General features: G+C 74.4%; 25 protein-coding genes. 12 read left to right on the top strand and 13 right to left on the bottom strand.

What is annotated here, in order from left to right; genetic code table 11:
- Positions 1–8: 8 nt before the first annotated feature.
- Genes lgt through trpC form a run of 4 tightly spaced genes read right to left on the bottom strand, consistent with a single transcriptional unit; the run spans position 9 to position 4,177 of the window.
- Complete coding sequence (lgt, locus tag IT780_RS26590; protein WP_199514460.1) at positions 9–1,298, bottom strand: prolipoprotein diacylglyceryl transferase; 1,290 nt, start codon at positions 1,296–1,298, stop codon at positions 9–11.
- A gap of 34 nt (positions 1,299–1,332) precedes the next feature.
- Complete coding sequence (gene trpA, locus IT780_RS26585; protein WP_199514458.1) at positions 1,333–2,139, bottom strand: tryptophan synthase subunit alpha; 807 nt, start codon at positions 2,137–2,139, stop codon at positions 1,333–1,335.
- Positions 2,136–3,377 (bottom strand): tryptophan synthase subunit beta, encoded by a 1,242-nt coding sequence (gene trpB, locus IT780_RS26580; protein ID WP_199514456.1) that lies wholly within the window; start codon positions 3,375–3,377, stop codon positions 2,136–2,138. Before trpB ends, trpA begins: the two co-directional genes overlap by 4 nt.
- The gene (gene trpC / locus IT780_RS26575) at positions 3,374–4,177 is read right to left on the bottom strand and encodes an indole-3-glycerol phosphate synthase TrpC (protein ID WP_199514627.1); all 804 of its coding nucleotides are present in this window, start codon (positions 4,175–4,177) and stop codon (positions 3,374–3,376) included. Before trpC ends, trpB begins: the two co-directional genes overlap by 4 nt.
- Positions 4,178–4,528: 351 nt before the next feature.
- On the opposite strand from trpC, the gene IT780_RS26570 reads away from it, so the two are divergent.
- Entirely contained in the window at positions 4,529–4,825 is a 297-nt protein-coding gene (locus IT780_RS26570) for a hypothetical protein (protein WP_233413542.1), read from the top strand.
- Here IT780_RS26570 and IT780_RS26565 read toward each other — a convergent pair.
- Genes IT780_RS26565 through hisI form a run of 3 tightly spaced genes read right to left on the bottom strand, consistent with a single transcriptional unit; the run spans position 4,759 to position 7,273 of the window.
- Positions 4,759–5,343 carry a Trp biosynthesis-associated membrane protein gene (locus IT780_RS26565; RefSeq protein WP_199514455.1) on the bottom strand — a complete coding sequence of 195 codons (585 nt, stop codon included), beginning with the start codon at positions 5,341–5,343 and terminating at the stop codon, positions 4,759–4,761. The genes IT780_RS26570 and IT780_RS26565 overlap by 67 nt on opposite strands.
- The gene (locus IT780_RS26560) at positions 5,340–6,881 is read right to left on the bottom strand and encodes an anthranilate synthase component I (RefSeq protein ID WP_199514453.1); all 1,542 of its coding nucleotides are present in this window, start codon (positions 6,879–6,881) and stop codon (positions 5,340–5,342) included. The genes IT780_RS26565 and IT780_RS26560 overlap by 4 nt, the downstream gene beginning before the upstream one ends.
- On the bottom strand, positions 6,878–7,273 hold the full coding sequence (hisI, locus tag IT780_RS26555) for a phosphoribosyl-AMP cyclohydrolase (RefSeq protein ID WP_199514452.1): 396 nt from the start codon (positions 7,271–7,273) through the stop codon (positions 6,878–6,880). The genes IT780_RS26560 and hisI overlap by 4 nt, the downstream gene beginning before the upstream one ends.
- 202 nt (positions 7,274–7,475) lie before the next feature.
- Between hisI and IT780_RS26550 the strand changes: the two genes are divergently transcribed.
- The 4 genes from IT780_RS26550 (at position 7,476) to IT780_RS26535 (ending at position 11,442) form a co-directional block, all read left to right on the top strand.
- Complete coding sequence (locus IT780_RS26550; protein ID WP_199514448.1) at positions 7,476–9,140, top strand: hypothetical protein; 1,665 nt, start codon at positions 7,476–7,478, stop codon at positions 9,138–9,140.
- Positions 9,141–9,287: 147 nt separating this feature from the next.
- Positions 9,288–10,010, top strand: a complete 723-nt coding sequence (locus IT780_RS26545) for an ABC transporter ATP-binding protein (RefSeq protein WP_199514446.1) — start codon at positions 9,288–9,290, stop codon at positions 10,008–10,010.
- A 5-nt stretch (positions 10,011–10,015) separates the two neighbouring features.
- Positions 10,016–10,750: an ABC transporter permease gene (locus IT780_RS26540; RefSeq protein WP_199514626.1), complete on the top strand. Its 735-nt coding sequence runs from the start codon at positions 10,016–10,018 to the stop codon at positions 10,748–10,750.
- Positions 10,751–10,770: 20 nt separating this feature from the next.
- Positions 10,771–11,442 carry a TetR/AcrR family transcriptional regulator gene (locus IT780_RS26535; RefSeq protein WP_199514444.1) on the top strand — a complete coding sequence of 224 codons (672 nt, stop codon included), beginning with the start codon at positions 10,771–10,773 and terminating at the stop codon, positions 11,440–11,442.
- Here the strand turns inward: IT780_RS26535 and IT780_RS26530 are convergent.
- Positions 11,340–12,860, bottom strand: a complete 1,521-nt coding sequence (locus IT780_RS26530; RefSeq protein ID WP_199514443.1) for an FAD-dependent oxidoreductase — start codon at positions 12,858–12,860, stop codon at positions 11,340–11,342. The two genes, IT780_RS26535 and IT780_RS26530, sit on opposite strands and share 103 nt — an antisense overlap.
- Positions 12,861–12,933: 73 nt before the next feature.
- On the opposite strand from IT780_RS26530, the gene IT780_RS26525 reads away from it, so the two are divergent.
- The gene (locus tag IT780_RS26525; protein ID WP_199514442.1) at positions 12,934–13,527 is read left to right on the top strand and encodes a TetR/AcrR family transcriptional regulator; all 594 of its coding nucleotides are present in this window, start codon (positions 12,934–12,936) and stop codon (positions 13,525–13,527) included.
- Here the strand turns inward: IT780_RS26525 and IT780_RS26520 are convergent.
- Complete coding sequence (locus tag IT780_RS26520; protein ID WP_199514441.1) at positions 13,524–14,264, bottom strand: DUF2470 domain-containing protein; 741 nt, start codon at positions 14,262–14,264, stop codon at positions 13,524–13,526. The genes IT780_RS26525 and IT780_RS26520 overlap by 4 nt on opposite strands.
- Before the next feature lie 84 nt (positions 14,265–14,348).
- Here IT780_RS26520 and rpsD point away from each other — a divergent pair, with 84 nt between their 5' ends.
- Complete coding sequence (gene rpsD / locus IT780_RS26515) at positions 14,349–14,957, top strand: 30S ribosomal protein S4 (RefSeq protein ID WP_307831394.1); 609 nt, start codon at positions 14,349–14,351, stop codon at positions 14,955–14,957.
- A 10-nt stretch (positions 14,958–14,967) separates the two neighbouring features.
- Here rpsD and IT780_RS26510 read toward each other — a convergent pair whose 3' ends face one another.
- Positions 14,968–16,743, bottom strand: coding sequence for an ABC transporter ATP-binding protein (locus IT780_RS26510; protein WP_199514437.1), 1,776 nt, complete (start codon positions 16,741–16,743; stop codon positions 14,968–14,970).
- Positions 16,740–18,536: an ABC transporter ATP-binding protein gene (locus tag IT780_RS26505; protein ID WP_307831393.1), complete on the bottom strand. Its 1,797-nt coding sequence runs from the start codon at positions 18,534–18,536 to the stop codon at positions 16,740–16,742. Before IT780_RS26505 ends, IT780_RS26510 begins: the two co-directional genes overlap by 4 nt.
- A gap of 176 nt (positions 18,537–18,712) precedes the next feature.
- Here IT780_RS26505 and IT780_RS26500 point away from each other — a divergent pair, with 176 nt between their 5' ends.
- Complete coding sequence (locus IT780_RS26500; RefSeq protein ID WP_199514433.1) at positions 18,713–19,330, top strand: TIGR03085 family metal-binding protein; 618 nt, start codon at positions 18,713–18,715, stop codon at positions 19,328–19,330.
- Between the two features lie 69 nt (positions 19,331–19,399).
- Positions 19,400–20,689 carry an APC family permease gene (locus IT780_RS26495; RefSeq protein ID WP_199514431.1) on the top strand — a complete coding sequence of 430 codons (1,290 nt, stop codon included), beginning with the start codon at positions 19,400–19,402 and terminating at the stop codon, positions 20,687–20,689.
- Here the strand turns inward: IT780_RS26495 and pdxR are convergent.
- Both pdxR and IT780_RS26485 read right to left on the bottom strand, forming a co-directional pair.
- A complete protein-coding gene (gene pdxR / locus IT780_RS26490) occupies positions 20,584–21,978 on the bottom strand; it encodes a MocR-like pyridoxine biosynthesis transcription factor PdxR (RefSeq protein ID WP_199514429.1) in 1,395 nt (464 codons plus the stop codon). The two genes, IT780_RS26495 and pdxR, sit on opposite strands and share 106 nt — an antisense overlap.
- A gap of 11 nt (positions 21,979–21,989) precedes the next feature.
- Complete coding sequence (locus IT780_RS26485) at positions 21,990–22,436, bottom strand: hypothetical protein (RefSeq protein ID WP_307831392.1); 447 nt, start codon at positions 22,434–22,436, stop codon at positions 21,990–21,992.
- A gap of 102 nt (positions 22,437–22,538) precedes the next feature.
- Here IT780_RS26485 and IT780_RS26480 point away from each other — a divergent pair, with 102 nt between their 5' ends.
- The 3 genes from IT780_RS26480 to IT780_RS26470 are packed head-to-tail and all read left to right on the top strand — an operon-like array spanning position 22,539 to position 25,251.
- Positions 22,539–23,222, top strand: coding sequence for a response regulator transcription factor (locus IT780_RS26480; protein ID WP_199514427.1), 684 nt, complete (start codon positions 22,539–22,541; stop codon positions 23,220–23,222).
- A complete protein-coding gene (locus tag IT780_RS26475) occupies positions 23,219–24,484 on the top strand; it encodes a sensor histidine kinase (RefSeq protein WP_199514425.1) in 1,266 nt (421 codons plus the stop codon). The genes IT780_RS26480 and IT780_RS26475 overlap by 4 nt, the downstream gene beginning before the upstream one ends.
- Positions 24,485–24,504: 20 nt before the next feature.
- On the top strand, positions 24,505–25,251 hold the full coding sequence (locus IT780_RS26470; RefSeq protein ID WP_199514423.1) for a class I SAM-dependent methyltransferase: 747 nt from the start codon (positions 24,505–24,507) through the stop codon (positions 25,249–25,251).
- Positions 25,252–25,278: the final 27 nt, after the last annotated feature.

Raw genomic sequence — 25,278 nt, 5'->3', positions numbered from 1 at the left:
CCCGGCCTCTAACGCTCGTCGGCGGACGCGGGAGCCGCCGGCCGCGCGTCGTCGCCCTCGGACCCGGACGCCGCGGTCGGCGCGTCGTCAGCGGCCGGCTCGGTCGGGCCCGCAGACGCGGGCTGGGCCTCGGCTGCGGGCTGAGCCTCCGTCTTGGTCGCAACGGCCGGTCCCGTCGCCGCGGCCGGTCCCGTCGCCGCGGCCGGTCCCGTCGCCGCGGCCGGCTCGGTCGCAGCGGCCGGCCCAGCCTGCGTGGCCGGCTCGGGCTCCTCGGCGGAAGGCGTGGCGGACGGCTCGGCGGGCGGGAGGATGCCGGTGCGCTCGTACGCCTGGAACCGCTCCTCGCTGACCACCTGATAGGCCCTCGGCGGACGGGCGGCACCCGTGGCGGAGGCGCCGACGTCGACCTGGTCCACGTCGCTCGCCCGCTCGGGCTCCGGCTCGGTCTCCGGGGCGTCGATCGGCACCACGTACTCCCGGGGCCCGCGGACCACCAGGAAGTAGGCGAGCGCCAGCAGGAACACCACGATGGAGGTGAAGACGTTGAGGCGGATGCCGAAGAAGTGGTTCGCGTCGTCGATGCGCAGCATCTCGATCCAGAGGCGCCCCAGCGTGTACGCCATCACGTACAGGGCGAACGCGCGCCCCCGGCCGAACTTGAACCGGCGGTCGAGCAGGTACACCAGCACCGCCACGCCGACGTCCCAGACCGCCTCGTACAGGAAGGTCGGGTGGTAGAGGTCCGGGAGGGTGACCGGCTTGCCGTCGATGACCGTCGCGTGGCCCGGGTTGGACCGGTCCATGTCGTGCACCCGCAGGCCCCACGGCAGGGTCGTGACGCTGCCGTACAGCTCGTTGTTGAACCAGTTGCCCAGCCGGCCGACCGCCTGCGCGAGCGGCAGGCCCGGGGCGAGCGCGTCGGCGAACACCGCGAGCGGCAGGCCGAGCTGGCGGGCCGCGAACCAGGCGCCCAGCGCGCCGCCGGCGACCGCGCCCCAGATGCCGAGGCCGCCCTCCCAGATCTGGAAGACGCGGATCGGGTGGCCGCCGTCGCCGAAGTACTCCGCCGGGGACGTGATCACGTGGTAGATCCGCGCGCCGATGATGCCGAACGGCACCGCCCACACGGCCATGTCCAGCGAGGCCCACGGCGCCACGCCGCGGCGGCGCAGGCGGTGTTCCATGACGAGCACGGCGACGACGATGCCCGCGACGATGCAGAGCGCGTACGCCCGGATCGGAAGGCCGAGGACGTGCCAGACCGACGTGGCGGGGCTGGGGATAGCGGCGAGCTTCACGCGCGCACCCTACCGCCGATTGCTGCGCGTGGTGTCAGGAGGGCGCGCCGGACCGTACGCCCTCGGCCAGCTCGGCACTGAGCGCCCGCAGCCGCTGGTGGCCCGTGGCGAGGTCGGGGGCCTCGAGGACGCACCGGATGAGCGCGCTGCCGACGATCACGCCGTCGGCGAAGGCGGCCACCTCGGCGGCCTGCGCGCCGGTGCCGACGCCCAGGCCCACGCCGACGGGCATCTCCGGGTCCACGGCGCGTACCCGCGCGACCAGCTCCGGGGCCTGCGACGACACCGACGTGCGGGCGCCCGTGACGCCCATCAGCGCGGTCGCGTAGACGAAGCCGCGGCAGTTGGCGACGGTCATGGCGAGGCGGTCGTCGGTCGAGGACGGCGAGACCAGGAACGTGCGGTCGATCCCGTACCGGTCGGCGGCCGCGATCCACTCGCCGGCCTCGTCCGGGATCAGGTCGGGGGTGATCATGCCGGTCGCCCCGGCGGCGGCGAGGTCGCGGGCGAACGCGTCGACGCCGTACCGCTCGATGGGATTCCAGTACGTCATCAGCACGACCGTCGCGCCGGCGCCGGCCACCGCCTCGATGATGCGCAGCGTGTCGCGGGTCCGTACGCCGTTCGCCAGCGCGATGTCGCTGGCCTTCTGGATCACCGGCCCGTCCATCACGGGGTCGCTGTACGGCAGCTCCACCTCGATGACGTCGCAGCCGGCCTCGGCCATGGCGACCATCGAGGCGATGCTGTCGTCGACCGTCGGGAAGCCGGCGGGCATGCAGCCCACCAGCACGGACCGGCCCTCGGCCTTCGCCTTGCCGAAGGTTGCCGAGATGCTCACGAGTTCTCCCCGGGCACGATCGTCTCGACCTGGTCGAGGATGCCGAAATAGGCGCCGGCGGTGTGCACGTCCTTGTCGCCGCGGCCGGACAGGTTCACCACGATCGTCGGGGTGCGGCCCAGCTCGGCCGCCAGCCGCGGCGCGATGCGGGCGGCGCCGGCCAGCGCGTGCGCGCTCTCGATCGCCGGGATGATGCCCTCGGTGCGGCAGAGCAGCTGGAACGCCGCCATCGCCTCGTCGTCGGTGACCGGCTCGTACGCCGCGCGGCCGGTGTCGTGCAGCCACGCGTGCTCCGGGCCGACGCCCGGGTAGTCCAGGCCGGCCGAGATCGAGTGCGACTCGACCGTCTGGCCGTCCTCGTCCTGCAGCACGTACGTGCGGGCGCCGTGCAGCACACCCGCCGAGCCGCCGGTGATGGAGGCGGCGTGCCGGCCGGTCTCCACGCCGTCGCCGCCGGCCTCGAAGCCGTACAGGCGGACCTGCTGGTCGGGCACGAACGCGTGGAAGATGCCGATGGCGTTGGAGCCGCCGCCGACGCAGGCCGCAATGGCGTCCGGGAGCCGCCCCAGCTGGGTGAGGCACTGCTCGCGCGCCTCGGTGCCGATGCCGCCGACGAAGTCGCGGACGATCTCCGGGAACGGGTGCGGGCCGGCGGCCGTGCCGAGCAGGTAGTGCGTGGTGTCGACGCTCGCGACCCAGTCGCGCAGCGCCTCGTTGAGCGCGTCCTTGAGCGTGCGGGAACCGTTGGTGACCGGCACGACCGTGGCGCCGAGCATGCGCATGCGGGCCACGTTGAGGGCCTGCCGCTCGGTGTCGGTCTCGCCCATGTAGACCACGCACTCGAGGTCCAGCAGGGCCGCCGCGGTGGCGCTCGCGACGCCGTGCTGGCCGGCGCCGGTCTCCGCGATCACCCGGGGCTTGCCCATCCGCTTCGCGAGCAGCGCCTGGCCGAGCACGTTGCGCACCTTGTGCGCGCCCGTGTGGTTCAGGTCCTCACGCTTGAGCAGGATCTCCGCGCCCAGCGCCTCGGACAGCCGCTCCGCGCGGTAGAGCAGCGACGGCGTGCCGGCGTAGTCGCGCAGCAGGCCGTGGAACCGGTCCTGGAAGACCGGGTCGTTCTTGGCCTCACGGTACGCGGCGTCCAGCTCGTCGAGCGCCCGCACGAGCGCCTCGGGGACGAAACGCCCGCCGTACCGGCCGAAGTGGCCGGCGAGGTCGGGCAGGGCCTCGGCCGTCACCGTACGGGCCGCGGGGTGGCGGGGTGGTTGCCGGCGTTGACCAGCTCGGCCACGGCGTCGCGGGGGCTCTTCTGGGTCACGAGCCCCTCGCCCACCAGCACCGCGTCGGCGCCGGCGGACGCGTACCGGATCAGGTCGTGCGGGCCGCGCACCCCCGACTCGGCGATCTTGACGACGTTGTTCGGCAGGCCCGGCGCGATCCGCTCGAAGACGGACCGGTCCACCTCCAGCGTGCGCAGGTCGCGGGCGTTCACCCCGATGACCTGGGCGCCGGCGTCCAGTGCCCGGTCGGCCTCTTCCTCGTTGTGCACCTCGACGAGCGCGGTCATGCCCAGCGACTCGATCCGCTCGAGCAGGCCGACGAGGACGTTCTGCTCGAGCGCCGCCACGATGAGCAGCACGAGGTCGGCGCCGTGGGCCCGGGCCTCGTGCACCTGATAGCTGGAGACGACGAAGTCCTTGCGCAGCACCGGCACGCCGACCGCGGCTCGCACCGCGGCCAGGTCCTCCAGGGAGCCACCGAACCAGCGGCCCTCGGTGAGCACGCTGATGCACCGGGCGCCGCCGGCCGCGTACTCACCGGCGAGCTCCGCCGGGTCGGGGATGTCAGCCAACGCGCCCTTCGACGGCGACGACCGCTTCACCTCGGCGATCACCGCCACGCCGGGCTTGCGGAGGGCCGCGTACGCGTCGATCGCCGGCGGGGCCGCCGCCGCGAGCTCGCGTACCTGGTCGAGCGAGATCTGTTCCTGCCGGGCTGCGACGTCCTCGCGCACCCCCGCCAGGATCTCCTCGAGCACGTTCTGCGATCCCGCACCACGCTGATCGGATGTCACCTAATGACTCCCCTCTCCGGGTGTCCTCGGCCCGATGCTAGGTGGCCGCCGACTCCTCCGGCCGCCCGGGGTATGGCGCGCCTCACGAGGTGGGCTGCGGCATAATGCGCTGCCGGGCGGCAGCTTGTCTTACGTCACATCCTCCCCCGTGGTCCCACGCGGCGTGCTGGGACCCCCCGGATGATCGGCTGACCCCCACCAACCGGTGATGGTCGTGTCACCGGTCGGAAATACGACTCCGGCACCATGGCTGTCGGGCAAACTGGTCCGCGGTGCCACGCCGACGGCCCGAGCCCGCGCCCTGTGGAGGTGACCATGGAAGCCGCCGAGACCGGATTCGCCGCTGTCTCCCGGACCGTCCTCTCGTACGCCGCCGAGATCCTCGCCGGCGTCGAGCGCAAGGTCGTCGGGGAGGACAACGTGCGCACCGCCCAGGGCAACGCCTGGGCCGCGATGTGCGCCGACCGCGCCCGCGCCCAGGCCCGCGCCGACATGGACGCGATGGTCGCCGCCCTGGCCGCCGGCCCGCGCCCGCGCAACGCCGGTCAGCGCGCCGTCGGGTCGTCCCCGCGGTCCAGCGCGTCCCACGCCGCCCTGGTCTCGACCCGCTGATCCGTGCCGGCCCGGTCATCGGTGCCGGCCTGGTGATCACCCGCCGCAGCGGGCGGCGTCGCCTGCACGCGGCGCTCGTAGCGGGCACCCATGCCCGGCCATTCGTGGCCGTGACGCAACGCCGACCAGCCGCCGGCCAGCACCAGCAGTCCCCCGGCGACGCACGCGACCGGCCCGAAGGTGCCACCCGCACCGGCCGCGCCGACGTCCAGCCCCGCGCGGCCGAGGATCGCCCCCACGGCCACACCGGCGCCGGCCACCGCGAGCAGCCCGCCCAGCACCCGGCGGGCCAGGCCGCGGGTGGCCAGCAGCGCGCCCCCGCCGGCCAGCGCCACGAGCGCCAGCGCGATCACCCACGGCGCCACGTCGGTGCCGGTGCGCGACGACCGCAGCTCCGGCAGGCCGGGCCGGACGGTCACCTCGACCGCCCAGGTGCGGGTGATGCCGTAGAGCGCCACGGCCGCCCCTGCCACGCACAGCAGCACCGCGACGCCGAGACGGCGGGACGCCGTCCTCATCGGGCCGCGCGCAGGGTCTCGGCGGCGGCTATCGCAGCGAGCACGGCGGCCGCCTTGTTGCGGGTCTCCTGCTCCTCCGCGGCCGGGTCGGAGTCGGCGACGATGCCCGCGCCCGCACCCACGTACGCGGTCCCGTGGTGCATCAGCGCCGTACGGATCGCGATGGCCATGTCCATGTCGCCGGCGAAGCCGAAGTAGCCGACGGTGCCGCCGTACAGGCCGCGGCGGGTGGGCTCCAGGCTCTCGATGATCTCCATGGCCCGGACCTTCGGGGCGCCTGACAGCGTGCCCGCCGGGAACGTTGCCGCGAGCGCGTCGAACGCCGTACGGTCCTCGCGCAGCTCGCCGACCACCGTGGACACGATGTGCATGACGTGGCTGTACCGCTCGATGCGCGCGAAGTCCGGCACCTCCACGCTGCCCGCCCGGCACACCCGGCCCAGGTCGTTGCGGCCCAGGTCGACGAGCATGACGTGCTCGGCGCGCTCCTTCGGGTCGGCGAGCAGCTCGGCGGCCAGCGCGTTGTCCTGCTCCGGGGTCGCGCCGCGCCAGCGGGTGCCGGCGATCGGGTGCAGCAGGGCCCGGCGTACGCCACCCTCGGCCGCGCTGACCTTCAGGTGCGCCTCCGGCGACGAGCCGACGATGTCGAAGTCGTCGAAGCGCAGCAGGTACATGTACGGGCTGGGGTTCGTGGCCCGCAGCACCCGGTAGACGTCCAGCGGGTCGGCGTCGGTGGCCCGTTCGAAGCGCTGCGCCACGACGATCTGGAAGCACTCGCCGGCCCGGATCGCCTCCTTCGCCGTCTCGACCGCCTTCTGGTAGTCGCCCGGCGCGGTACGGCTGACCACCTCGCCCGGCGCGCGGCGTTCCACGGTGGAGATCATCGGCGGGGTGGGGCGCGACAGCGCGGTGGTCATCGCGTCGAGCCGGCCCACGGCCTGGTGGTACGCGGCCCGCGCGGTGGCCGCGTCGGCACCGTCCGGCAGCACCGCGTTGGCGACCAGGATCGCCGAGCCGTCGTAATGGTCGAGCACGACGAGGTCGGTCGCGAGCATCATGCCCAGCTCGGGGAGTGGGACGTCGTCGGTGGCGGTCGCCGGGAGCCGCTCGAACCGGCGGACCAGGTCGTAGCTGAGGTAGCCGACCATGCCGCCGGTCAGCGGGGGCAGGCCGGCCGCCGTACCCGGGTCCTCGGGGGCGGCCAGCGCCGCGACGGTCTCGCGCAGCGCGGCCACCGGGTCGCCGTCGAGCGGCACCCCGGCGGGCGGGGTGCCCAGCCAGGCCGCCTGGCCGTCGCGTTCGACCAGCGTGGCGGCGCTGCGGACGCCGATGAACGAGTAGCGCGACCACGCGGCCGACCCGGCGCCCTGCTCGGCGGACTCGAGCAGGAAGGTGCCCGGGCCGCCGGCGAGCTTGCGGTACACGCCGATCGGGGTCTCGCCGTCCGCCAGCAGTCGCCGGGTCACCGGCACCACCCGGCGCCGCGCGGCCTGGGCCAGGAAGGCGTCCTCTTCCGGCGTGACGGCACCGCTGGTCATCGGTTCTCCTCCGGTGCGCTGACGGGCAGCTCGTCGCTGAAGCACGTGTGCGTGCCGGTGTGGCAGGCCGCCCCGACCTGGTCCACGGTCACCAGCAGCGCGTCGCCGTCGCAGTCCAGCGCGACCGAGCGGACGTACTGGTGGTGGCCGGACGTGGCGCCCTTCACCCAGTACTCGCGGCGGCTGCGGGACCAGTAGGTGGCGCGGCCGGTCGTGAGGGTGCGGTGCAGTGCTTCGTCGTCCATCCAGGCCAGCATCAGCACGTCACCGCTGCCGTGCTCGCGGACGACGGCGGCGACCAGGCCGTCGGGGGTACGGCGCAGGCGGGCGGCGACGGCCGGGTCGAGGGCGGAGGGCCGGGCGGGCTGGTTCTCGAGGTCTGTGGCAGGCACAGTGCCAGATTGTCTCGTACCGGGCGCAGCCGTCCACGTGGGCCGCTGTCTCTAGCCCACGATCCGGTCACGGAGCCACACAGGGGGTGTGACGTCCGTCCCCGGGACGGTACCGTCGTCGTGCGCTGCGCCAGAGGTGTCGCGCCCGTGCCCGTCCGGCCCAGCGGACGGTCACGCCGCCACCGCGACGGGAGTCTCGATCATGGAGCCGACGGCCACCCCGGACGACGGCCGCGAGCCGGCCGAGGCCGGGCCGGTGCCCGGTCAGCGACGGCCCGGCGACGACCCGCCCGCCGCGACCGATGCGGAGACCGCGGCCGGCCGGGCCGGCGCGCAGGCGGGCTCCGCGCTGACGAACGACACCCAGATGGTTCCGCTCGGGTCCCGGCGACCCGCGGACGCGCTGCTGGGCGGCACGACCAACGGACTGCGCTGGACCGACCAGGGAGGCTTCCCACCGGTGGAGATGAACGGGCACCGCGACGACTTCGGGCCCCGCCACGGCGGCACGGCCCGCGCCAACGGCCAGAACCCCGTCGCCAACGGCAGCCTGCCGGGCGCGCGGTCGCCGTTCGCGCCGCAGGTCGCCCCCGAGACACCCCCGCTGTGCGCGCCGTCGCCGTTCGCGTCGGCCGGACCGCAGACGCCGGAGCTGCCGGCCGACCCGCTGGCGCCCCTCGACCCGCCGGGCGCCCGCCGCGCGCCGGAGGACGCCCGGGACGGCGCAAGCCGCCAGGACGCCCGGGACGGCGTGAACCGCCAGGACGCCCGGGAGGGCGCGGGCCGCCAGGACGCGCGGGACGGTGCGGACCGCCCGGACGCGGGCCCGCCGGCGGTGACCGGTTCGGCGCAGGTGCCGATGCCGCTCGACCGCCCGGTCAGCGCGCAGCCGGGCGGCGACGCCCGCATCCGGCCGGTCTCGGCCCAGCCCGCGCCGCAGGAGCACGAGGCGTGGGCCCCGCCCGTCCACCGCGGGCCCACGTCGGGGAGTGCTTCCGTGCCGGCCGGTGAGGGTGGCGACACCTCGCCGCCGTTCCCGGGCTTCGGCACCCCGCCCGCCGAGCCGGGCGCCGGGCAGCCTGCTGGACGCGGACGGCCGGAGCAGGGCGACGAGCCCGAGGACGACCGCTCCGCCGCGTGGGGCCGCCCCGACGCCGCCTTCCGGGCCGGCGCGCTGCCGCCCAACCCGCTGCAGCCGACGCCCGTCCAGGCGCCCCTGCCGCCCAACCCGCTGCAGCCGCCACCGCTGCAGTCGGCGCTGCCGCCGAACCCGCTGCAGCCGGCGCCCGTCCAGCCGCTGCCGCCGAACCCGCTGCAACCGGGCCCGGTGCCCGGTGGGCGCCGCAGCCGCGCCGACGAGGAGCCGGAGGGCCGCGTGCCGGGCAGAAGGGCCGCCGACCCCGCCGAGGGCCGGGCCGCGACGCTGGGCGACGTGCGGGAGGGACGGCGCGCCGCCGAGCCGGACGACACCCGCGCCGGACGCCGTGCCGCCGAGGACGAGCCCGGGCGGCGGGCCCGCGACGAGGCCGTGGCCGGACGGCGGGCGGCGCGCGAGGACGGCGGCGACGGCCCGCTGCGCCCCGGCGACGTACGCCAGGAGTCCATCGCGTTCTGGGACGATGCGGCCAGCGCGCAGTTCCGGGCCGAGTGGCACGAGGTCAAGGCGCAGTTCGTGGACGACCCGGTGGCCGCGCTGACCCGGGCGCACACCCTGCTCACCGAGGCTGTGCAGGAGCTGGGCGAGGCGATGCTCGCCGAGCGGGACCGCCTGGACCCGCTGAGCGACGACGCCGTGCCGGACACCGAGAGCATGCGGATGGCCATGCGCGGCTACCGGGAGTTCCTCGACCGGATCCTTTCCCTGTAGTTCCCGCTCTTCTCCAGCCGCGGTCCCGCTTGTCGGGGCCGCGGCTTTTTGTCATGTCCGCGTGCCACCTTCCGCGCGGTCATTGCCCCGCCCATCGAATTCATCTAGCGTTGAACTCAACAGTTGATGAGTTTCGGGGAGGCGACGATGACCACCGCCATCGAGGTGCGCGATCTGGTGATCGACCGCGGGAAACGGCGGGTGCTGCGCGGCATCACGTGCGACGTGCGGGCCGGCAGCGTCACCGGGCTGCTGGGGCCGAGCGGCAGCGGGAAGACGACGCTGATCCGGGCGATCGTCGGGGTGCAGCTCGTCCGCTCCGGCACGGTCACGGTGCTCGGCGAGCCGGCCGGGTCACCGGCGCTGCGCCGTACGGTCGGCTACGTCACCCAGTCACCGAGCGTCTACGCCGACCTGTCCGTCCGGGAGAACGCCCGCTACTTCGCGTCGCTGTACGGCCTCACCGCGGCCGACGCGGACCGGGCCGTCGCCGACGTCGGGCTGGCCGGCGCGGCGACCCAGCTGGTCGGCAACCTGTCCGGCGGCCAGAGCAGCCGCGCGTCGCTGGCCTGCGCGATGATCGGCCGGCCCCGGCTGCTGGTCCTGGACGAGCCGACCGTCGGACAGGACCCGGTGCTGCGCGCCGACCTGTGGGCGAAGTTCCACGCGCTCGCCGCCGAGGGCACCACGCTGCTGGTGTCGAGCCACGTCATGGACGAGGCGGGGCGCTGCGACCGGCTGCTGCTGATCCGCGAGGGTGAGCTGATCGGCGACGACACCCCGGCGGCGATCCGCGCCACGGCCGGCACCGACGACCTGGAGGAGGCGTTCCTGCGCCTCATCCGCGACCGCGAGGAGGTGCCGGCATGACCGCGCTGAGCCCTCGCATCACCGCGAGCACGGCGGGCCGGGTCCTGCGGCAGCTGCGCCACGACCGGCGTACGGTCGCGTTGCTGCTGGTGGTGCCGGTCGCCCTGCTCACCCTGATCTACTTCATGTACGACACCGCCCGCACGTTCGACCGGATCGCGCTGACGATGCTGGGCATCTTCCCCTTCGTGATCATGTTCCTGGTGACGAGCATCGCGATGCTGCGCGAGCGCACCTCCGGGACGCTCGAGCGGCTGCTCACCACGCCGCTGGGCAAGCTCGACCTGCTCTTCGGGTACGGCATCGCGTTCGGTCTCGCCGCCGCGGTGCAGGCATCGGTCGCGGTGGCGGCGGCGTTCTGGCTGCTCGGGCTGGACACGCTCGGCAACCCCGGGCTGGTGGTGCTGATCGCCGTGGTCGACGCGGTGCTCGGGGTCGCGCTGGGGCTGTTCTGCAGCGCGTTCGCCCGTACCGAATTCCAGGCCGTCCAGTTCCTGCCCGTGGTGGTCATCCCGCAGCTGCTGCTGTGCGGGTTGTTCGTGCCGCGCGAGCGGATGGCAGGCTGGCTCCAGGCCGCCAGCGATGTCTTCCCCCTGTCGTACGCGGTGGACGCGCTCACCCAGGTCGGACGCTCCACCGAGCCGACCGGCACGATGTGGTGGGATCTGACGGTCGTCGCCGGCGCCGCGGTCCTGGCCCTGACGCTGGCGGCCGCGACCCTGCGGCGGCGCACGGCCTGAGACGAACGGAGAGCCTTCCTTTGGTACGGCGAAGCGGGCGGCGCCCCGGCAACCAGGACACCCGGCAGTCCATCCTGGAGTCCGCCCGCACGATCTTCGCCGAGCGGGGCTTCGACAAGGCGTCGATCCGCGCCATCGCGGCCGGCGCCGAGGTCGATCCGGCGCTGGTGCACCACTACTTCGGCACCAAGGAGAAGCTCTTCCTGGCGACCATGAACCTGCCGCTGGATCCCTCCGAGCTCGTGCCGAAGGCGCTGGCGGGCCCGCGGGAGGAGGCCGGGGAGCGGCTCGTGCGTACGGTGCTCACGGTCTGGGACTCGCCGGCCGGCACCGCGGCGGTGGCGCTGATGCGCTCGGCGATGAGCAACGAGTGGACCGCCCGGCTGATGCGCGAGTTCGTGGTGACCCAGATCCTGCGCCGGGCGGTCGCCCAGCTCGCCATCGACGAGAGCGAGGCGCCGATGCGGTCCGCCCTGGTCGCGACGCAGATCGCCGGCCTGGCCGTGGTACGCCACGTGCTCAAGGTCGAGCCGGTGGCGTCCGCCCCGGTGGACCAGCTCGCCGCCGCGATCGGGCCGAACGTGCAGCGCTACCTCACCGGGGACCTGCCCGAGGTGTTCGGGACCGGGAAGTCCGCGAGGTATCGCGACAGCGCGGTGGCGTCCCCGGCGTCGGAGATCAGCCCGATGTAGCCGTCGGGGCGGATGACCACCAGCGTCCGGGGCGTCGCGCCGTAGGCAGTGGTCAGGTGCCCACGGGTGTCCGCGACGTCGCCGGGCCCGGCCGGCCGGTCGACGACGCGCAGGGTGCGTACGCCGTCCGGCACCGCGGGCGCCGCGCCGAAGCTCACCAGGGTGAAACGCCCGCCGCCCGTCAGCTCGAACAGCCGGCGCTCCCCCTCGACCGTGGTCAGCCCGGTCGCGTCGGGGGCGCGGTCCCCGGCGCGGAGGGACGCGGCCTCGTCCCGGTCGTCGCGGGCGAGAGCGGAGCCGCGATATCCCACGTCGAGCTGGATCGTGCTGGCGTCGCGGCGGGTGGGGAGATCGTTGCGCGCGAGCACCTCGGCGAGACGGGCGGTGGACAGGGCGAGCACGTGGGCAGCGACCGGTCGTCGTTCTGCCTCGTACGTGTCGAGCAGCGCCGGGGAGCTTCCCGCGGCGACCGCGGCGAGCTTCCAGCCGAGGTTGTACGCGTCCTGGATGCCGGTGTTCATCCCCTGCCCACCGGCGGGTGAGTGGACGTGCGCCGCGTCGCCGGCCAGGAACACGCGGCCCTCGCGGTAGCGGCCGGCGAGGCGGATGTTGGCGCGCCACAGCGACGACCACTGCGGCTCGTGGAGGTGGATGTCGGTGCGGCCGGTCCGCCGCCGGAGGATCGCCCGCAGGTTCGCGAGGCTGGGCTCGGGGTCCTGCCCCGGCGCGAGGGCGGCCGCGAACTGGAAGAGGTCGGTCGAGGGCAGCGGGCAGAGGCTGACCAGGCCCTCCTCGTGCCGCCACGCCTGCCAGACGTCGCGGCCGAGCCCGTCGACCGGCAGGTCGGCGAGGACCATCCGCACCTCGTCGCGGGTCTCGCCGTCGAACGTGATGCCGGCCTGTTTGCGGACCAGGCTGCGGCCGCCGTCGCAGCCGACGAGCCACTGCGCGCTCACGGTCCGAGCCGTGCCGTCCTGGACGACCGTCGCCGACACCCCGCCACCCGACTGGTCGAAGCCGGTCAGGGCGACGCCGAACTCCACGGCACCGCCGAGCTCGGCGAGCCGCAGCCGCAGCGCCTCCTCGATACGCCATTCGGGGGTGATGAGGCTTGCCGGGTACGGGATGTCGGGCCGGTCCGCGAGGTCCTCGGGCACGGCTCCACCCCGCGTCACGCTGCCGTCGGGGGCGCTCGAGTGCATCGGCATCGCGAGCCGGCCGTGGGCGAGCACCCGGCCGGCGATCCCGAGGTCCTCGAAGATCTCGAGGGTGCGCGGCTGGACGCCCTTGCCGCGCGAGCCGGGCTGCGGTCCCGGGGCGACCTCGATCAAGCGGAACGGAACGCCACCCCGGGCGAGCTCACAGGCCAGCGTCAGACCGGTCGGGCCGGCACCCGCGATGAGGACTGTCGGTTCCATACGACACCTCCAAGAAAGGGATTCCTTTCTAGCAGCGCTTGGCAAGAAAGGAAAGACTTTCTAAGGTGGCCGGGTGGAAACTGCGCGCCGCCGCCGGCACGGCAAGGAGCTCGAGGCCTCCCTGCTCACCGCCGCGTGGGAAGAGCTCGTCCAGACCGGATACGCGCGCCTGACCATGGGCTCGGTCGCCGCACGCGCCCGCACGAGCGAGGCCGTGCTCTACCGCCGCTGGCCGAACAAGGACCGGCTGGTGCTCGCCGCCTTCGAGCACCAGCGCGTTGTGAACCCGGTCGCGGAGCCGGACACCGGCACCCTGCGCGGCGACCTGCTCGCCTACCTCACCGAGGTGAGCCGGGCCCGCGCCGGCCTGTTCGCCATCGCCGCGGCCGCCGCCTTCTCGGGGCTGCTGGCCGACACCGGCCTGACGCCCGCACGGGTACGCGAGCAGGCCATGGGCGACCAGCGGCTCCCGCACGAGCGGACGATCTACCGACGCGCCCACGAGCGCGGCGAGCTGGCCCTGGACCGGATCCCGCCGGCAGTGCTCGACATGCCGTTCGACCTGGTGCGCCACGACCTGCTGATGGATCTCGGGCCGCCGGCCCCGGACCGCATCCGATCGATCGTCGACGACCTGGCCCTGCCGCTGATGCGGGGGCGGCCCTAAGCCACGCGGCCGGTGCGGACGCAGCGGTGGCAGAGGACCGGGTGCAGCAGGTGGGCCAGGTCGTGGCGGTCGGTCACCGGGCGGGGAAACGCGAGCCGTGCCAGCCGGGCACCCATCCGGACGACGAAGCCGTACCGGTCGAGGCGCACCACGCGGGGTTCGTCACCGGGGCGGGCGGCCGGTCCGAGGCGGCGGCGCACGTACGCGGCCATCTCCGGCTCGTGGTGGTCGGCGAGGTCGGCGATGAGGTCGAACTCCATGAGGTGCAGCGGGTCCGGCGTGGCCTCGGCGTACTCGTCGGGGTCGACGTCGATGAGCACGCCGTGGCGTTCGTGGCGCACCTCGGCGACGTGCAGGCGGTGGATGACCCGGGTGGTGCCGACGTCGAGCAGGTCGGACGCCGCGTCGACGTCGGCGTAGTCGAGCGCCGCGCGGCGGGCCTCCTCCCCGGCCAGCGGAGTTGCCCAGCCGGACACCCACACCCGGCCCAGCGTCGGAGCCCCGGCGATCGGCGGCACGTCCGGGATGTCGAGGATCAGCGCGGTGTCTCCGGTGTCCGGCCTCGGGCGCAGCGCCCTGGCGAGGTCGCCGTCGCGGGAGGACAGCAGCAGCGCCCGGCCCCGGCCGTCGGTCACGTGCCGGACCGGCAGCGGGCCGGGGTGACCGGCGATGTGCGCTGTGGCGGGCAGGTGGCCGGCGGCGATCGTGCGAGCGACCTCGGCGTGGGTGGGCTGCATGCGGGAACCTCCGGGCACCGGGTTAGGCTTACCTTAGTTAGGCGAGGCTAACCGTAGCATCCGTACGAAGGAATGAGATCGCCCGTGAACAACTCCCGACCCAAGGCCCGGCTCTCGCGGGCGCTCGGCATCCCGCTGACCCGCAAGTGCGTGAAGTACTTCGAGCGGCGGCCGTACCCGCCGGGTGTCCACGGCCGGGGGCGGCGCAAGCAGTCCGACTACCAGGTACGGCTGCTGGAGAAGCAGCGGCTGCGGCACCAGTACAACATCAGCGAGGCGCAGATGCGGGCGGCGTACGACGAGGCGCACCGCAAGGAGGGCAAGACCGGCGAGAACCTGGTGGCCCTGCTGGAGAGCCGCCTCGACGCCACCGTGCAGCGCGCCGGCCTGGCCCGCACGATCTACCAGGCCCGGCAGCTCGTCGCGCACGGGCACTTCACCGTGGACGGGCACAAGGTCGACCGGCCGTCGTACCGGCTCAAGCCCGGCCAGGTCGTCGAGGTCCGCGAGAGCAGCCGGCAGAAGCCGCCGTTCCAGATCGCCGCGACCGGTGCGCACCTCGACGGGCCGGCCGCGCCGTACCTGTCGACCGTGCTCGAGGAGCTGCGCACCACGGTGCTGCGCCGGGCCGAGCGTGCCGAGGTGCCGGTGCTCTGCGACGAGCAGCTGGTCGTCGAGTTCTACGCCCGCTGAGCCCGGCCGCTCAGCGGGTCTGCTCCAGCCAGCTCGCGTAGAGCTTGGCGTAGATGGACTCCGGGTCGTGCAGCAGCTCCGCGTGCGGGCCGCGCTGCACGACCCGGCCGGCGTCGACCACGATCACCTCGTCGGCGGACTGCGCGGTGGAGAGCCGGTGTGCGATCGCGACGGTCGTCCGGCCGCGGGTCACCGCGTCCAGGGCGTGCTGCAGGCGGACCTCGGTGGCCGGGTCGACCGCGCTGGTCGCCTCGTCGAGCACCAGCAGGTCCGGGTCGGCGATGTACGCCCGCACCAGCGCGACCAGCTGCCGCTCCCCCACGCTCAGCGCCTCGCCGCGCTCGCCCACCGGCGTGTCCAGCCCCTGCGGCAGCCCGGCCAGCCAGTCAGCGAGCCCGAGCTCCTCGAACGCGGTCCGCAGCTCGTCGTCGGTCACCCCGGGACGGGCGAAGCGGATGTTCCCGGCCACCGTCGCGTCGAACAGGAACCCGTCCTGCGGGACCATCACGACCCGGGACCGCAACGAGTCGAACCGTACGGAGGTCAGCGGCACCCCGCCGAGCAGCACCTCGCCGCCGGCCGGATCCATGAGCCGGGTCAGCAGCTTCGCGAACGTCGTCTTGCCGCTGCCGGTCTCCCCCACCACCGCCACCTTCGTGCGCGCGGGGATCTCCAGGTCGACGTCGTCGAGCACCACCGGACCGCCGGGATAGCGGTACGACACGTCGCGGAACGTCACCGACAGCGGGCCGGGCGGCAGCTCCACCCCGTCGGCGGGGTCGGCCACGTCCGGCTCGATGTCCAGCACGTCGAGCACGCGCCGCCAGCCGGCCACCGCGTTCTGCGCCTCGTTGAGCACCTCGGTGGCGATCTGCACCGGCTGGATGAAGAGCGTGACGAGGAACAGGAACGCGGTCAGCTTGCCGACGGTCAGGCCGCCGTCCACGCCGAGCAGCACACCCACGACGACCACCGACGCCAGGGCCACGCCGGCGGCGATCTCGCCGGTCGAGAAGCTGGTGACACTGGTACGCAGCGCCCGCTGCTGGGCCACCCGCAGGTCGTCGATCGCGGTGTCGAGCCGCTTCTCGGTGCGCCCCGCCACGCCGTACGCGCGGATCACCGTGGCACCGACGACGCTCTCGGCGACCGCGCCCAGCATCACGCCGGTGCGTTCGCGCACGATCCGGTAGACCCCGGCGAGCCGCTTCTGGAACAGCCGGATCACGATCAGGGCGGGTACGAACGCGGCGAACACCACCAGCGTCAACTGCCACGAGTAGACCAGCATGACGACCGTGGTGACCACGACCTGCCCGCTGGTCATCAGCAGCATGACGCCGCCGGTCTGCAGGAACTGGGTGATCTGGTCGACGTCGCCGGTGACCCGGGAGACCAGCGACCCGCGCCGCTCCGACTGCTGGTGCAGCATCGACAGGTCGTGGATGTGCCGGAACGTACGGGCGCGCAGGGCGGCCAGCGCGGTCTCGCTGACCGTGAACAGCCGGCGCGTCATGGCGTACCCGGAGGCGGTCGAGACGGCCAGGACGGCGAGCGTGAGCAGCACGATCAGGGTGACCGTGCCCAGGTGCGGCCCGCCGGGGGCGCGGATGCCGCGGTCGAGGCCCTGCTGGATCGCGATCGGCACGGCCACCCGGCCGGCCATCGACAGGAACGCCAGCGCGAGCGTGCCCGCCAGGCCCGGGCGCAACTCGGGCGAGAGCGCCACGCCCCGGCGAACGGTGGCGAGCGTCCCCTCTTCCACCACAGCGGTCGCGGTCGTCATGCCGTGACCTCCTCGGCGTGCTCGGCCTTCTCGTACGCGGTCACCAGGTTCAGATATCCGGGCTCGGTGGCCATCAGGTGCGCGTGGGTGCCGGTCGCCACGACCTTGCCGTCCTCCAGGTAGACCACCTCGTCGGCGAGCGCGATCGTCGCCCGCCGGTACGCGACCACGAGGATCGACGCGCCCGCCTCGTGCCCGCGCAGCGAGGCCAGGATCGCCGCCTCCACCCGCGGGTCCACCGCGCTCGTCGCGTCGTCGAGCACGAGCAGCCGCGGCCGCCCGGCCAGTGCGCGGGCCAGCGTGAGCCGTTGCCGCTGGCCGCCGGAGAGTGACGTGCCGCGCTCGCCGACCGGCGTCTCCAGGCCCTCGGGCAGCTTCGCGACGAAGCCCTCCGCCTGCGCCAGCCGTAGTGCCCGCCAGGCCGCCGTGTCGTCCACGCCGTCGCGGTCGAGGGTCACGTTGCCGCGGACCGTGTCGTCGAAGATGAACGGGATCTGCGGCACGAGCGCGGTCGCGGAAGCCAGGGCCTGCTCGCTCAGCTCGGGCAGCGGGATGCCGTCGACGCTCACCGTGCCGCTGTCCGGGTCGACGAGGCGTACGGCCAGCGAGGCGATCGTCGACTTGCCGGAGCCCGTCGCGCCGACCAGCGCCACCGTCTTGCCGGCCGGGACGGTGAACGAGATGTCGTACAGGACCTCGGCGCCCCGGCCGTCCTCGCCGTACGAGAAATGGACCTGGTCGAAGGTGAGCGCGGCCGGTCCGCTCGCGGCGGCCTCGGCGGTGCCGTAGGCGAGGTCGCCGTCGGCGGCGAGCACCGCCTGCACCCGCTCCCACCCGGCGACGCTGCGCGGCAGCTCGGCGACCACCCAGCCGATCGCGCGCACCGGGAACGCCAGCACGGTGAACAGAAACGCCACGCTGACCAGCTCGGCGACGCTCAGCGCACCGGTCTGCAGCCGCCACGCCCCGAGCAGCAGTACCGCCAGGGTGCCGACGCTGGGCAACGCGTCCATCAGCGGGTCGAACAGGCCGCGCAGCCGGCCCACCGAGATGAGCGCGTCGCGCAGCTCGCTGACGTGCACCTGGAAGCGCTTCGACTCGTCCGCCTCGCGTCCCATGGTCTTGACGACGAGGGCGCCGTCGAAGCTCTCGTGGGCGACCGCGCTGACCCGGCCGCGCAGCTGCTGGGCACGGATCTGCCGCGGGGACATCCGCCGCGAGTAGACGTAGTTGAGCCCGAACAGCATCGGGAACAGGCAGACGCCGACCATCGCGAGGACCCAGTCGGTGAAGAACAGCGAGACGACCGCGGCCACGATCATCACGATCGTGCCGACGGCGAACGGCAGCGGCGCGATGGGGACGAAAGCGGCCTCCACGTCGGAGTTCGCGTTGGACAGCAGGGTGCCGGTGGCGTGCCGCTGGTGCCACGCCGGCGGCAGCGCGAGGTAGCGGCGGGTGACCGCGCGGCGGTAGCGGGCCTGCAGCCGGAACTGCATGAACCCGGCGCCGAGGCGGCGGCCGAAGATGCTGGCGACGCGCAGCAGCGAGATGCCGATGAACGCGGCGGCGATCAGGCCCAGCTCGGCCGTACCGGCCCGGTGCTCGCTGAACGCCGGCACCACGACATGGCCGATGACCGCGCCGACGACGTACGAGTTCGCGATGACGAGCAGCCCGAACAGGCTGCTGCCCAGCGCGCCGATGACGAAGAGCCGCGGCTCGGTACGGATGGCGCGGCCGAGCACCCGCAGGCCCCGGCCCAGCACGTCGCGGCCGGTCCTCGTGCTCACGTGCCCCCCGCATCTGTAAGTGCCCGCCGGGTCAACCGGCCTTACCGCCTCCATCCTGCCGAACCGGCCGCCGGAAGCCACGGCATTTACATTGTGTCCACGATTACATCGGCGCGCAGCCCGGGGGCATCGACGGCCGCCGCGCGCGCGAGCCGCGGGCCGCCTACGATCGCGGAATGACCGACTACGCGCGTACGGAACGCCGCCTCCTCGCCGATCTGCTCCTCGAGGTGGGTCCGGACGCGCCGACCATGTGCGCCGGCTGGGCCACCCGGGACCTCGCCGCGCACCTGGTGGTCCGGGACCGCCGGCCGGACGCGATGGTCGGCATGCTGGTGCCGCCGCTGGCCGGGCACGGCGAGCACGTCCGGCGGGCCAAGGCTGCGCAGCCGTACGAGCGGGTCGTGGCCGAGGTGCGCACCCCGCCGTGGTGGAGCCCGGTGAGCAACCCGCTCCTCGACGAGCTGGCCAACACGGTCGAGTACTTCGTGCACCACGAGGACGTCCGGCGCGCGCAGCCGGGCTGGGAGCCGCGGGCGCTCGACCGCGGCGAGGAGAACGCGCTCTGGAAGGCCACCAAGGTGACCGCCCGGCTGGCGCTGCGCCGGCTCGGCAAGCCGGTCCGGATCGAGGCGCCCGGCTTTGGCGTGCTGCAGGTCGGCGACGGGACCCCGGCGGCGACGGTGACCGGCGCGCCCGGCGAGATCGTGCTTTTCTGCTCGGGCCGCCAGAGCGTCGCGCGGGTCGAGATCGCCGGCGACGAGAGCATCCGTACAGCCAAGCTGAACATGTAGCAATTGGCTCCTCTGATGGGGGTCGGATTGGCCCGGACGAGGGGCCAATCGGGTGCCTACGGTGATCACATGACCTCCACCGGCACCCTGTCGCGCGCCCAGGGCACGGCCCTCTGCGTCGGCGCCGTGCTCGGCACCGGCGTGATCTCGATGCCGGCGCTGGCCGCGGGCGTCGCGGGACCCGCCTCGCTGCTCGCCTGGCTCGCCCTGATCCTGCTGTCCGCTCCCCTGGCCGGGACGTTCGCCGCGCTCGGCGCCCGCTATCCCGACGGCGGCGGCGTCTCCACATACGTCCGGCTGGCCTTCGGAGCCCGGGCCGCCGCGGCGGTCGGGTGGTGCTTCTTCTTCGCCGTGCCGTTGGGCGCCCCGCCCGCCGCCGCGTTCGCCGGCGGATACGTGGCCGACCTCCTCGGCGGCGGCCGGGCGACCGTGCTCGGCACGTTCTTCGTGATCATGGGCATCGTCGTCACGATGAACTGGTTCGGGCTGCAGATCTCCGGCCGGGCACAGCTGTGGCTCACCGCCGCGCTCGCCGCGCTGCTCGTGGTCACCGTCATCGCCGCGCTCCCGCACGCCCGGCTGGCCAACCTCACGCCGTTCGCACCGTACGGCTGGGCCGGCATCGGCACCGCCGCGGCCGTGCTGGTCTGGGGCTTCGCCGGGTGGGAGGCTGTCTCGTCGCTGTCCGGCGAATACCGCGACCCCCGCCGGGACGTCACGCGGGCCACCGGCGCGGCGGTGCTGATCGTCGGCGTGCTGTACCTCGCCGTCGCCGCCACCAGTGTGCTGGTGCTCGGCCCGGCCATCGGGGACAGCCCGGCGCCGCTCGCCGACCTGCTGGCCGTCGGGGTGGGCGGGCCGGTCCGGGTGGTCACCGCGGTGGTCGCCGTGCTGCTGACCATCGGGGCGGTCAACGCGTACCTGGCCGGAGCGTCCCGGCTGGGCGCGGCCCTGGCCCGTGACGGCGCGCTGCCGGCCGGCCCGGTCGGCACGCCCCGCAGGTCGCTGCTCGTCGTCACCGCCGGCAGCCTCGTGTCGGCGGCGCTGCCGATCAGCTTCCACACGGCCATGCTGCTCGTCACCGGCTGCTTCACGCTGGTGTATGTCCTCGGCACGGCAGCAGCCCTGAAGCTGCTGCCACCCGGCTGGGCGCGGCGCGGCGCCGGGCTCGCGTTCGTGTCCACGCTCGGCCTGCTGGTCCTCAACGGCACCCCGGCGCTGCTCAGCCTGGTCGTCGCCGCGGCCGCGGTGGCCTACGCCTCCCGGAGGACCTCGCCGAAGACCTCCAGCCCCTCGTCGAGCAGCGCGGGATCGATCGCGCCGAAGCCGAACACGAACCCGGTGGAGTCGCTGCCGTAGCCGGCCAGGTCCTCCACGGCCACACCGCGCTCGGCGGCCGCCGACACCACCTCGGCCGAACGGGGAGCGAGCGCGGTGACGTGCAGGCCGGCCGCCGACGGCAGCACCGTGAGCCCGGCGTGCCGGCCCAGCACGGCGACGATGCGGGCGTGGCGGTGCGCGTACGCCTTCAGAGCCCGCCGGACGTGCCGGGCCAGCAGCCCCTCGTCGATGAACCGGGCCAGCGCCGCCTGCACCGCGATCTGCCCGTACCCGTCGCCGAGCTGGCGCGCCGCCGCGAGCGCCGCGCGCAGGCCGGCCGGGGCGAGCACGAAGCCCGTCCGCACGCTGGGCAGCATCGTCTTGGAGAAGGTGCCCACGTAGAGCACCCGCCCGGCGGTGTCGAGGCTGTGCAGCGGCTCCAGCGGGCGCGCCGAGAAACGGAACTCGGAGTCGTAGTCGTCCTCGATCACCGCGGCCTGCCGGCACCGCGCCCAGTCCAGCAGCGCGTGCCGCCGGGTGAGGCTCATCGCCGGTCCGAGCGGGAACTGGTGCGACGGCGTGGTGTAGACGATCCGGGCGGCGCGCGGCAGGTTGTCGACGACCAGGCCGTCGGCGTCCACGGGTACGCCCACCACCTGCGCGCCCAGCGAGGCGAACAGCCGCCGCGCGGGCGGATAACCGGGCTCCTCCAGCGCGACGACGTCCCCCGGCCGCAGCAGCACCCGGCCGATCAGGTCGAGCGCGTGCTGCGTGCCGTTGGTGACGAGCACGTCGTCCGCCTCCACTCGCAGGGACCGCGAGTAGCCGAGATACCGCGCGATCGCCGCGCGCAGGGCCGGGTGGCCGGCGGGGGTGGCGTACGCGCCCGGCTCGTTGGCGCCCAGCCGCAGTTCCGCCGCGACCAGCCGCCGCCACGTGTCGAACGGGAACAGCCGCGCGTCCGGGATGCCGGTGCGGAAGTCGTACTTCGGTGCGGGCACGCCGGCGCCCGTCGGCAGCGGCTCGAAGGTCCACCCCGGCCGCGGGTGCAGCGGGTCGGCCGTGGCGCGGCGCGGGGCGGGTTCGTCGCGTACGGCGGCCACGAACGTCCCCGCGCCGGTGCGGGCCACGAGGTAGCCCTCCGCCACGAGCCGCTCGTACGCCGTCGCGACGCTGTTGCGTGCCACCCGGAGATCCGCCGCGAGCACCCGGGTCGCGGGCAGCCGGTGGCCCTCGGGCAGCCGCCCGTCCTCGATCGCCTCGCGCAGCGCCCGGTACACCCGGACCGTCTTCTCGCCCGAGCCGTCGAGGTTGATGACGAGGTCCACGCCCCTATTCTTCAGTCACCGCGCAGCTGCAGGGAGGGCGTACCCGCCGAGCAGGCGATCCTGAACTTGACCCGGTCGTGGTTGTCCGACGTGCTGCGGAACTCCCCCTCGGAGCGCTCCCGCTCGTGCAGCGCGAACCCGGGCGCCGGCGACATCGTGACGATCTCCGGGCCGCCCGTGGCGCACCGGGCCACCACCGTGCCCCCGCGCGTCGGGAAGGTCCGGCCGCGCGGGCTCCCGACGGCCTGCGAGGCGGTGGGCGTCGGCGTACGGGTCGCGGACGGGGAAGGGGACGGCAGCGAGCGCAGGTCCTCGGCCACCTCCGCGGCGCTGCGGGGGCGGGACTCCGGCGAGGTCAGGCCGGCCCCGATGAGGCGTACCCCGGTCAGGCCGACCAGCACGGCGAGCACGGCCGCACCGAGCCAGCCGGCGGTCACGAGCAGCGTTCGGCGGTTCACAGGAGCGACTATGCCCGGCGGCACGCTAAGGCAGGCTCGCGGGCACGCTAAGGGAGGGTTAAGAGCCACGATCGTGCCGGTACGCCGGGATAGGTTGCCAGCGTGGCCCACCTCCTGTTGATCGAGGACGACTCGGCGATCCGTACCACCCTGCTGCGCGCGCTGCGGGAGCGAGGGCACGCGGTGGCGGCCTCGCACACCGCGATGGACGGGCTGCAGACCGCTCTCGCCGAGCGCCCGGACCTCGTCGTGCTCGACCTGGGGCTGCCCGACCTCGACGGGCGGGAGCTGCTGCGGATGCTGCGGGCCGTCAGCGCCGTACCGGTGATCGTGGCGACCGCCCGCGACGACGAGACCGAGATCGTCCGGGTGCTCGACGCGGGCGCCGACGACTACATCGTCAAGCCGTTCACCGCCGCGCAGCTCGACGCCCGGGTCCGCGCGGTCCTGCGCCGCGGCGGCCCGGCCGGCACGGAACCGGCCGCGCTGACGGTGGGCGGCCTGCGCATCGACGCGGGCGCCCGGACGGCCACGCTCGACGGCACGGACCTCGACCTGACGCCGCGGGAGTTCGACCTGCTGCATCACCTCGCCACCCGCGCCGGGCAGGTGGTCAGCAAACGGGAACTGCTCAGCGAGGTGTGGCAGGTGCCGTACGGCGGCGCGGACAAGACCGTCGACGTGCACCTGTCCTGGCTGCGCCGCAAGCTCGGCGAGACCGCGCAGGACCCGCGCTACCTGCACACCGTGCGCGGGGTCGGCGTCCGGTTGAGCGGGCCGGCATGAGACGCCGCCTGACGCTCCTGGTCGCGGCGACCACCTGTCTGATCCTGATCGCGTTCCTCGCGCCGCTCGCGCTGCTCGTCCGGCAGGTCGCCGAGGACCGGGCGATCAGCCGCGCCAACGGCGTCCTGCAGACGATCGTGCCGCTGGTCGGCACCGGCGCCGATGAGCTGTCGCTGGCGGTGCAGGGCCAGCCGGTGCCGGTCAGCGTGTTCACGCCGGACGGCGCGGTGATCGGCCAGGCCGCGGCGCCCACCCCCGCGGTCCGGCTGGCCGCCGCGAAGGGCGAGTCGTTCGCCGTGGCCACGGGCGCGGGCCGGGAGATCGTCGTGCCGGTGGTCACGGGGCCCGGCACGTACGTGATCCGCACCGTCGTGCCCGCCGCGGAGCTGAACCGCGGGGTCGCCCGGTCGTGGCTCGTGCTGGCCGGGCTGGGCGTGGCGCTCGTCCTGCTCGGGCTGGTGGTGGCCGACCGGCTGGCCCGTACGCTCGTCGCCCCGATCGCCGACCTCTCCGCGGTCTCCCACCGCCTGGCCCGCGCCGAGTTGTCGGCGCGGGCCGCCCCCGCCGGCCCGCCCGAGGTGCGCGAGGTCGCCGCGGCGCTCAACCACCTCGCCGGGCGCATCCAGGACCTGCTGCGCGAGGAGCGGGAGCAGGTGGCCGACCTGTCCCACCGGCTGCGCACCCCGCTGACCGCGCTGCGCCTCGAGGCCGAGTCCCTGCGCGACCCGGATGAGGCGGCCCGGGTCGCCGCGGCCGCCGACGGCATCCAGCGGGCGGTCACCGCGGTGATCCAGCAGGCCCGCCGCCGGGGCGGCGAGCGGGCCTGCGACGCGGCGGCGGTGGTCGCGGACCGGGTCGCCTTCTGGGCGGTGCTGGCCGAGGACACCGATCGGCGGGTACGCCGGGAGCTCCCGCCCGGTCCCCTCCCGGTGGCGATCCCCGCCGACGAGCTGGCCGCGGCGCTCGACGCGCTGCTGGGCAACGTGTTCGCGCACACCCCGGACGGCACCGCGTTCGGGGTGTCGCTGGCCGCCCGCCCGGGCGGCGGCGCGGTGCTGACGGTCTCCGACGACGGTCCGGGCTTCCCGCCGGACGCGCTGCGCCGCGGCTCCTCGGGCAGCGGCTCGACCGGGCTCGGCCTGGACATCGCCCGGCGGGCGGCCGAGAGCGGCGGCGGCTCGCTGCGCGTCGAACCGGCGCCGGGTGGGGGCGCGTACGTCCGCATCGATCTGACCGGGGTAAATGCCTTGCCGCCCGCCTGACACTCTGCTGGTCTGAGGGCATGTCGATATTGGACGACCCCGGGCTGTTCGGCCGCCAATGGGCGGCGCACTACGACAGCCCCGGCAACCCCGACCCGGAACCCGCGGCCCGCTTCCTGGCCGGCCTGGCGGGCGGCGGTCCCGCGCTCGAGCTCGCCATCGGCAGCGGCCGGGTCGCCCTGCCGCTGGCGGCCCACGGCGTCGAGGTGCACGGCATCGAGGCGTCCCCGGAGATGGTGGAGCTGCTGCGCGCCAAACCCGGCGGGGCGGACATGCCGGTCCTCGTCGGCGACATGGCGGACGTCGCGGTGCCCGGCCCGTTCCCGCTCGCCTACCTGGTCTTCAACACGCTGTTCAACCTGACCGGCGAGGGCCGCCAGGAGGACTGCTTCCGCAACGTCGCCCGCGTGCTCGCGCCCGGCGGCGCCTTCGTCATCGAGGCGTTCGTCCCCGACCCCGCGAACTTCGACCGCGACGAGCAGCAGGTGCAGGTCTGGTCGGTGACGGAGACGTCGGTGTCGGTCCGGACGCACCGGTACGACCGCGAGGCCCAGACGTTCCTGCGCCAGACCATCGTGTTCACCGACGGCGGCGTACGGCTCGAGCCGTTCGGCATGCACTACCTCTGGCCGGATCAGATCGACGAGCTCGCCGAGCGGGCCGGCCTCACCCTCGAGGCCCGGTACGCGACCTGGGACAGCGCCCCCTTCGGCCCGGACTCCACGGACCACATCTCGGTGTACCGGAAGCCCTTAACCGCGTCTTAGCGATCACACAGCGTGCCCATAGCGCGC

It is taken from the genome of Nucisporomicrobium flavum (assembly GCF_016464385.1).
Classification (GTDB): domain Bacteria; phylum Actinomycetota; class Actinomycetes; order Mycobacteriales; family Micromonosporaceae; genus Actinoplanes; species Actinoplanes flavus_A.
The sequence above is the reverse complement of the archived record's forward strand: the minus strand, read 5'-3'. Positions and strand labels throughout refer to the sequence as shown.